Source organism: Streptomyces corynorhini (assembly GCF_003346515.1).
GTDB lineage: Bacteria > Actinomycetota > Actinomycetes > Streptomycetales > Streptomycetaceae > Streptomyces > Streptomyces corynorhini.
In genome coordinates this window covers 1-8,130 of the sequence record NZ_QQNA01000306.1, presented here as the reverse complement: position 1 = coordinate 8,130, position 8,130 = coordinate 1, and the positions used below count along the sequence as shown (strand labels likewise).

Here is an 8,130-nt window from a genome sequence, read left to right as displayed (position 1 = left end):
GAGCCGCCCTCGCCGCCGCCCCACGCGCTCCCTGGTCACGGTGGTCGGCGTCGTGGTCCTCCTCATCGCGGCCATCGCCTTCGCCAACCGGGGCGGCGGCGAGGGCGGCTCCTCCCGCGACAGGGCCGACAGCGGCAACTCGGGCGCCCGGAGCGACCCGACGGCGGCATCGGGCGTCAAACCGGTCACCGGCACGAACGGAACCATCCCCTCCGGCTTCGCCCGCGACGAACAGGGCGCGGCGAGCGCGGCGGCGAACTACGCGGTGGCGCTGGGCTCCGACGCCATGTTCCACGCCACCGGACGCGACGAGGTCATCCGCGCGACGCACGACCCCGCCAAGGCCGACGGCCTCCTGACCGACCTGGACCGCGCCTACTCGCCCGCGTTCCTCAAGACCGTCGGGCTCAACGAGGACGGCTCGGCCCCCGACGGCCTCACCTTCGTCTCCCGGACGGTCCCGATCGGCACGAAGGTCACCAAGATCGACAACACGGCGGCGACCGTCGAGGTCTGGTCCACCGGCCTGGTGGGCCTGGCCGGCGAAGGCTCCACCAAACCCGTGACCGAGACCTGGTTCACCCTCACCGAACAGCTCACCTGGACCGACGGCGACTGGAAGATCACCTCTTCCAGCCAGACCCAGGGCCCCACCCCGGTCGGCGCGGGCAACAGAGCCTCGTCCGCCGACGAGATCTCCAAGGCCGTTCAGGGATACGGAGGCTTCACCTATGCCCGGTAGCCGGCGTCTCGGCACGTCCATGCTCGCCGCCCCCCTGGCGGGCGCCTCCGTACTGATCCTCACCCTCGCCACCCGGGCCTCGGCGGAACCGACGCCCACCGCCCCCGCCTCGCCCGGCGCGCCCTCGCCGTCGCCGAGCGCCAGCGACAACCCGTGCGAACTCATCGTCGGCCTCGCCAAGGACTACTGCGAGGACGGCGCGAAGGGAGCGGGCTCCGACCGCGCCGGCACCACCTCCAACTCCGCCGACGCCCTCGACCCGCTCTCCTCCCTCGCCCGGGGCTGCGCCGACGCCGCCGCCTGGATCGTCGGCAAGCTCAGCGAAGCCGTGAAGAGCACCGCCAACGTCGACTTCACCAACCCGGCCTTCCTCCGCCAGTACGCCGTCGTCTTCGCCGCCTCCACCGTCCTCACCCTCGTCCTGTGGCTCCTCGCGGTCGCCAAGCGCGCCATCCGCGGCGTGCCGCTGACCACCGCGCTCTCCGAGGCCATCGGCTTCCTCTGGCTGACCGTCCTGGCCTCCGCCTTCACCCCGCTGATCCTCTACACGATCGTCTCCGCCACCGACAGCGTCACCGACGTCATCTCCTCCTCCACAGGAGGGCAGACCGACGTCTTCTTCGGCGGCTTCGCCGAAGCCCTCAAAAAGGGCGACAGCATCGGCGGCGGCCCGATCATGCTCATCGTCGTCGCCCTCGTCTCGATCCTCGCCGCCGGAGTCCTCTGGCTGGAGCTGGTCATCCGGGCCGCCCTGCTCTACGTCGGCGCTCTGCTGGGCACCGTCGTCTACGCCGGGCTCGTCGACAAGAACATGTGGGGCCACGTACGCCGCTGGGCCGGCATCATGATCGCCGTCATCATGGTCAAACCGGTCATCGTGATCGTCCTCGGCCTCGCCGGGGCGCTCTCCGCCGACAACGGACCCGACGCCTTCTCCGCCGTCGTCTCCGGCCTCGCCATCATCCTGCTCGCGATCTTCGCCTCCGCGATGATCTACCGCTTCGTGCCCGGCTTCGGCGACGAGATCGCCTCCTCGCGCACCAACCGCAAGCAGGCCACCAACGGCGCCCAGGCCGCCGCCCTCATCAGCTCCCCCGCCGCCCTCGTCTCCCAGGGCATCAAGACCCACAGCGGCCGCGGCGGCCAGCAGGGCGGCGGCGACAGCGGCGGCGCCCGCCCCGCCAACCCCGTCTCCGGCGGCGTCGCCGCACACAGCGCCCGCGGCACGGGCTCGGGCGGACCGGGCGGCGCCGGCCACCTGCCCGCCGCCGCTCCCCCGCCCCGTAACAGCAGCCCGACCAGCGGCACCCCGCACAGCGCGCGCGGCCCCCGCTCCTCCGGGACCGGCAACAACAGCACAGGAGGTGGAGGGCGTTGACGACTCAGACCCAACCGATGGCGCCCCGCCGCACGTATCTCATCGGCCGCGCCCGGCCGAACGCGATCGTCGGCAAGAACCGCGAGACCGGCGAGATCGCCCTCATCATCGCCGGGGCGTTCCTCGGTATGATGTGCGGCCTGCTCGTGCCCGTCCTGTCGCTGCGGATCGTGACCCTCACCGGCTTCCCGATGATCGCCCTGGCCATCGTGTACATGCCGTACAAGCACCGCACGTTCTACAAGTGGTTCGAGATCAACCGCAGCTACAAGCGCGCCCTCCGCCGGGGCACCGCCTACCGCTCCACCGCCATGGAGGCCGGCACGCGCTTCGACGGCCGCGAGGTCGAGGTCGGCCCGCCCCCCGGCATCGGCCGGATCAACTGGCTGGCCGCGCCGTTCGGCCCCGACGAGATCGCCGTCCTGCTGCACGCCGACCGCAGGACCGTCACCGCCGCCATCGAGATCGAGGGCCCCGGCGTCGGACTGCGCGACAGCGAGGACCAGGAAGCCCTCGTCGACCGCTTCGGCACCCTCCTCAAGCACGTCGCCAACGGCGACGGCTTCGTCACCCGGCTCCAGATGCTCGCCCGCACCCTGCCCGCCGACCCCGACGCGCACGAGAAGGACGTCGCCCAGCGCGGCGACGCCAAGTCGCCCGGCTGGCTCCAGGACTCCTACGACCAGCTCCAGTCGATGGTCTCCACCTCCAGCGAGCAGCACCGCGCCTATCTCGTCGCGTGCATGCACTACACCCGCGAACTCGCCGCCGAGGGCCAGGCCATGGCCCGCGCCGCCCGCCAGGCCGCCGGTACGAGGAAACTCGACCGGGACGCGGGACTCGCCGTCGTCATGGCGCGCGAACTCACCGACATCTGCGCCCGCCTCGCCGAGGCCGACATCCGGGTGCGCCAGCCGCTCGGCCAGGGCCGGCTCTCCTCGCTCGTGCACTCCATGTACGACCCCGACCACCCCATCGACCACATCCAGGCCATGACGAAACGAAACGCCTGGCCGGCCGAGCTGGACGCCATGGAGGCGACATACCTCCAGGCCAAGACCCGTGAGTCGTCCACCCGCGCGCCCTGGTGCCACGCCACCGCCTGGGTCAAGGAGTGGCCGATGACCCCGGTCGGCGTGAACTTCCTCGCGCCGCTGCTCGTCCACACCCCCGACGTGATCCGTACGGTCTCGGTCACCATGGACCTCGAACCCACCGAGATCGCCATCGAGCGGATGCTGACGGAGAAGACCAACGACGACGCGGAAGCCAGCCGCGCCGCCAAGATGAACCGTACGGTCGACCCGCGCGACATCGCCGCGCACGGCCGGCTCGACCAGCGGGGTGAAGATCTCGCGAGCGGCGCTGCCGGAGTCAACCTCGTCGGGTACATCACCGTGTCGTCCAGGTCCCCGGAAAGCCTCGCCAGAGACAAAAGGACCATCAGAGCCTCGGCCGGCAAGTCCTATCTGAAGCTGGAGTGGTGCGACCGCGAGCACCACCGTGCCTTTGTGAACACCTTGCCGTTCGCGACCGGCATCCGCCGATAATCCGACCAGCGCCGGCTCGCCGCCAGTCGGCGACCGACGCCGGCCGATGAGCCGAAAGGGGCCTGTGGTGCGAGATCCGCTGTCCATCCTCACGGACGCCTTCACCAGCTTCCTCTTCGGGAAGGTGGAGACGACCCGCCTGCCGGTCCGTACGTCGACCGGCCAGGCCCAGGCCGTCTACCTGCCCACCGCCGCCCCCGGGCTCGGCGACTCGGGCGTGATCATCGGCCGCGAGGTCTACAGCGGCAAGGGCTACATCTACGACCCCTTCCAGCTGTACGGGCAGCAGCTGCCCGCCCCGCACTGGCTGGTGCTCGGCGAGTCCGGAAACGGCAAGTCGGCGCTGGAGAAGACGTACGTCCTGCGCCAGCTGCGGTTCCGCGACCGCCAGGTCGTCGTCCTCGACGCCCAGGGCGAGGACGGCGCGGGCGAATGGAACCTGATCGCCCAGGAGCTGGGTATAACCCCCATCCGGCTGGACGCGATGGCCGCCCTCGACCACGGCATCCGGCTCAACCCGCTCGACCCGTCGATCACCACGACCGGGCAGCTCGCCCTGCTCCGTACGATCATCGAAGTCGCCATGGGCCACGGCCTGGACGAACGCTCCGGCTTCGCCCTCAAGGTCGCGCACGCCTACGTCAACGAGAGCATCGTGCGGCGCCAGCCGGTGCTGACGGACATCGTGGAGCAACTGCGCCACCCGGAACCGGAGTCGGCCGAGGCGATGAACGTCGCCCTGGACGACGTACGGGCCTGGGGCCTGGACGTCGCCCTGGTCCTGGACCGGCTGGTCGACGGCGACCTGCGCGGCATGTTCGACGGGCCGACGACCGTCGGGATCGACCTGGACGCCCCGCTGATCGTCTTCGACCTCTCGCACATCGACCGCAACTCGATCGCGATGCCGATCCTGATGGCGATCGTGGGCGTCTGGCTGGAGCACACCTGGATCCGCCCCGACCGCAAGAAGCGCATCTTCCTGGTCGAGGAAGCCTGGCACATCATCAACTCGCCCTTCGTCGCCCAGCTCTTCCAGCGGCTGCTGAAGTTCGGCCGTCGGCTCGGGCTGTCCTTCGTCGCCGTCGTCCACCACCTCTCCGACGTGGTCGACGGCGCGGCCGCCCGGGAAGCCGCGGCCATCCTCAAGATGGCCTCGACCCGGACGATCTACGCCCAGAAGGCCGACGAGGCGAGAGCCACCGGCCGGGTCCTCGGCCTGCCCCGGTGGGCCGTCGAGATCATCCCGACCCTCACCCCCGGCATCGCCGTCTGGGACGTCAACGGCAACGTCCAGGTCGTCAAACACCTGGTGACGGAGGCCGAACGGCCCCTCGTCTTCACCGACCGCGCCATGACGGAGAACTCCGCCGCGTCCAACGCCTCGGACGCCGCCGACGCCCTCGCGCTGGGCGGCGGCGGACTGCCCGAGGACATGAGAGCGGCGGACTGGGAGGCGGAACAGCGGGCGGCTCTCCTGGAGAGGCAACGCAGGCTCAACGAATCCTCCGAGTCGACGGTGGCATGACATGTCGCGCCACGACCCGTCGCCGTACGACGCGCCCCGGGGCCAGGGGGCCCACCACCAACGCGGCGGCATCCCCGACGGGCTGCTGGTGGGGCTGCTGGGCTTCCTCCTGGGGCTGACGCTGCTGGTCTGGTCGGCCACCGGCCTGGCGGGCCTGTTCGCGCACGGCGGCTGGCCGACGGGCGTCACGTTCACGCGCACGCCCATGGCCATGCGCGAACTCGCCTCGGCACCGCACGACCTGGCCGCGGCCTGGCCGGACACCCCGTCGGCGGAGCTGTCCGGATACGGGCTGTTCTGGGGTCTGCTGATCAGTCAGCTGATGGTGCTGACCGTCCTCACGGTGTTCGTGCTGGGGGTCACGGCGCGCTACCGCGTGGTACGGGCCAGGCGCAAGGAGCGCGGCACGGCGCCGACGCCCGAGCCGGTCCAAGTGGCGAGAACGTGGGCGGAGAATACGGCGGTGGAGAGTACGGCGGTGCAGAGTACGGCGGTGGAGAGCCTGCCGCCGACCCCGATCCCGATACCGGCAGCGGCGCCTCCGCCCGAGACGCGGGTCTCCGCGCCCGAGCCCACGCCCACGCCCGAGCCGCTGCCGGTGCCGGTGCCTCACGTCGTCACCGTAGCCTCGGACGCGCCCCCCGTCGTGCCCACGCCGCCCCCTCCGTCGTCGCCCCAACCGCCCGTCCCGGCGCCGCGCGTCCGCTACGGCGACCCGGCAACCCGCAGGCCGAGCGCCGTCCAGGCGATCCTGGACGCCCAGGGCCCGGCGCTGGTCGTCACCTCCGACCCGACGGTATGGGCGGAGACCAAGGACACGCGGGCCAAGCTCGGCCCCGTCCTCGTCTACGACCCCGGCCACCTCTGCGACACCCCGGCCCGGATGCACTGGTCCCCGACGGCGGGGTGCGAGGACCCGGGCACGGCGGCGGCACGCGCGAGCGCGCTGCTCTCGCCCGTACGCCCCAGAGCCCTGCTGGACGCGGCCATGGCCGACACCGCGGAGACCCTGCTGCGCTGCTGGCTGCACGCGGCGGCGGTGGACGGCCGCCCGGTGAAGCAGGTGCTGCGCTGGACGCAGGGCAGCGGCGCCCACGAGGCGGTACGGATACTCCGCACCCACCCCAAGGCCGCCTCCGGCCAGGCCGGCCTGCTGGAATCCGCGCTCACGGCCCATCCCGAACGCCGCGACACGGCACAGCAGCTGACGGGCCGTGCCCTGGGCGCCCTCTCGTCGATCCACATCCGGGACGCCTGCACCCCCAACCGAACTGATGCGCTCGCGCTGGATTCTTTTGTCAGCGAGGGGGGCACGCTCTATGTGGTGGGTGAAGCGATCGAAGATCCCCGATCCCGCCCGGGTGCGATGCCTCTGCTCACCGCACTCACCTCGCACGTGGTCGAGCACGGCCGCCGCATGGCCGCACGGTCATCTGACGGTCGGCTCGACCCACCAATGTCCCTGGTCCTGGACGACATCGCGGCAGTGGCCCCGTTCCCCCAGCTCCCGCGGCTGCTGGCCACCGGCGAACAGCAGGGCCTCGCCACCCTCGCGCTGCTCCGCTCCCCGCAGCAGGGCAAGGACCGCTGGCCACGGCACGCGTTCTAGCCCTGTCTTCAAAGGAAGCGCCGTCCGCCCAGAAGGCAGGCGGGACGTCGAAGACAGACCCTAGCCGCAATACCAGTGACATAGGGGCCAGTTCGGCGGCCTCACCTGCGGAAACACGGTCCGCCGACAGCCCCGGCAGCCGCAAAGTCACTGGTATTGACCCTAGCCGTCCACCTCGTACTGCCCGACCTCGACGAAGTACCGCAGCTCCTCCGGCGTACCGTCGATTACCTCCTCGGCAGCCGCGCGGAGAGCGTCGCTGATGGTCGGGTCGGCCAGGATGCGGGCGATGGCGACGCGGTCGTCCTCGGCCTGGGCGAGGCGGTAGCCCGTCTTCAGGAAGGCGCGCAGGTCCTCCACGGTGCCGTCGAGGGCCTTGTTGGCCTCCCGCACGACCGCCCGGCCACTGTCCTCGCGGGCCAGGACGCGCAGGACCGCAATGCGGAGGTCGTCCTCGGACATCTCGTCCACCGGCGTCTCGGACGTGGCCAGCACCGTCGTGGACGCGGACGTGGCCGTCGGGCCGGTGGCGAACGCCGGGGTGGTCAAGAGGAGGGCAGGCGTCAGTGCGGTGGCCACGACGAGCAGAGCAGCGCGGGTCGGTCTCATGTATGCCTCCGTGGTCGAGCTGTCAGTGCGAAGATCCTCGCGCTGTGTGCCGCAGAGATCCATGACGGTAACCGGCAGTCTTCATCGACTGGTTGTTGCCGTCCGCGCAACTGGTCAGACAGGGCCGGGCTGGAGCCGTCGGTCCTGGCATCGGGTGCTGTCACTTCTCGTGCGCTTCGCAGCCGGCACGGTGGGGATTGCCTCCCGAAGCGCTGAACAACCGCTGTCGGAGCCTGCCTTGTGAACTAGACGAGTAAGTCCGCGCCGCCGGCTGCCTTGATGATGACGGCCACCGTTGCGATCCAGTCGCCGTCGGGGGCCTCGGCGATGAACTGCCGGACGTGGGAACGCGCGGCACGCTCGCGCCAGTAGTCGTCGGGGCGTGCGACGGCCTCTTCGTACGTCTCCAGAAAGGCCAGCGGCGCCGCCGGGTCCTGGAGCGAGAGAAGCCTGATGGCCCTGGCCTCGGCCCACTCGTCGGGGTGTACGGGCCGGATCACCAGGTCGTTGGCATCGTTCATGGGCCGATCCTCCGGGTGGACTCTGCCCGTCCGCAACGTGGTTTCTGCCCTTGAACGCAGAAATGCCCCGCACCAGAAGGTGCGGGGCATTCCCACAATAATTGTTCGGCGGCGTCCTACTCTCCCACAGGGTCCCCCCTGCAGTACCATCGGCGCTGTGAGGCTTAGCTTCCGGGTTCGGAATGTAACCGGT

General features: G+C 70.9%; 7 protein-coding genes and 1 rRNA gene. 5 read left to right on the top strand and 3 right to left on the bottom strand.

Going from position 1 to position 8,130, the window contains the following annotated elements:
• From DVH02_RS35345 to DVH02_RS29890, 5 genes are all read left to right on the top strand, one after another.
• The coding region (locus tag DVH02_RS35345; protein ID WP_158575955.1) for a hypothetical protein at positions 1–742 on the top strand (742 nt) is incomplete at its 5' end.
• The gene (locus tag DVH02_RS29905; protein WP_407697695.1) at positions 732–2,120 is read left to right on the top strand and encodes a hypothetical protein; all 1,389 of its coding nucleotides are present in this window, start codon (positions 732–734) and stop codon (positions 2,118–2,120) included. The genes DVH02_RS35345 and DVH02_RS29905, both read left to right, overlap by 11 nt.
• The gene (locus DVH02_RS29900) at positions 2,117–3,670 is read left to right on the top strand and encodes an SCO6880 family protein (protein WP_114626979.1); all 1,554 of its coding nucleotides are present in this window, start codon (positions 2,117–2,119) and stop codon (positions 3,668–3,670) included. Before DVH02_RS29905 ends, DVH02_RS29900 begins: the two co-directional genes overlap by 4 nt.
• 67 nt (positions 3,671–3,737) lie before the next feature.
• A complete protein-coding gene (locus DVH02_RS29895; protein ID WP_114626982.1) occupies positions 3,738–5,198 on the top strand; it encodes an ATP-binding protein in 1,461 nt (486 codons plus the stop codon).
• Between the two features lies 1 nt (position 5,199).
• Positions 5,200–6,807 (top strand): type IV secretory system conjugative DNA transfer family protein, encoded by a 1,608-nt coding sequence (locus tag DVH02_RS29890; RefSeq protein WP_233518541.1) that lies wholly within the window; start codon positions 5,200–5,202, stop codon positions 6,805–6,807.
• 162 nt (positions 6,808–6,969) lie between these two features.
• Here the strand turns inward: DVH02_RS29890 and DVH02_RS29885 are convergent, their stop codons facing one another.
• The 3 genes from DVH02_RS29885 to rrf all read right to left on the bottom strand — a co-directional run.
• Positions 6,970–7,416, bottom strand: coding sequence for an ALF repeat-containing protein (locus tag DVH02_RS29885; RefSeq protein WP_114626978.1), 447 nt, complete (start codon positions 7,414–7,416; stop codon positions 6,970–6,972).
• A gap of 245 nt (positions 7,417–7,661) precedes the next feature.
• Complete coding sequence (locus tag DVH02_RS29880; protein WP_114626977.1) at positions 7,662–7,937, bottom strand: hypothetical protein; 276 nt, start codon at positions 7,935–7,937, stop codon at positions 7,662–7,664.
• A 103-nt stretch (positions 7,938–8,040) separates the two neighbouring features.
• Positions 8,041–8,130, bottom strand: a 5S ribosomal RNA gene (rrf, locus tag DVH02_RS29875); the annotation flags it as partial.